The organism is Escherichia sp. 94.0001, assembly GCF_013369155.2.
In the GTDB taxonomy this organism is placed as follows: Bacteria; Pseudomonadota; Gammaproteobacteria; order Enterobacterales; family Enterobacteriaceae; genus Escherichia; species Escherichia coli_F.
The window spans coordinates 1-377 of sequence record NZ_JABWMS020000259.1 but is presented as its reverse complement, the minus strand read 5'-3'; the positions used below and the strand labels follow the sequence as shown (position 1 = coordinate 377).

Annotated in this window: 1 protein-coding gene; it reads right to left on the bottom strand. The window is 56.5% G+C overall.

Going from position 1 to position 377, the window contains the following annotated elements:
- Positions 1-48: 48 nt before the first annotated feature.
- A partial coding sequence (locus tag HEN33_RS25595; protein WP_183083551.1) for an Ig-like domain-containing protein occupies positions 49-377 on the bottom strand: 329 nt, incomplete at its 5' end.

The following is a 377-nucleotide window of genomic DNA, read 5'->3' as shown; positions in this document are numbered from 1 at the left end:
GTTATGTTCAAATGATTCGGTTTTCAGGAACATCGCTGACTCTCCGGATTAGCTGGCGGTGACGGTGATTTCTGCAACCGCAGCAAACTCACCATTACCGGATACAACCGGAATGTTGACCTTGCCTGCAGCAACGCCGTTCACGGTGATGGTCATACCACTGACCGACACGGTGGCTTTTGTTTTATCCGCAGACACCGCACGAAAGCTCTTGTCGGTTACGCCTTCCGGCTGGAATGCCACGGTCAGCGTGGTGCTCTGCCCTTTCACCACCGAGGAGCTGGCAGGCGTCACGGTCATACCGGTTGCCGCCGTCACCGTACTGCGATCTTCTGCCATTGACGGACGGCCCACATTGGTGACCTTCACCGTACGGG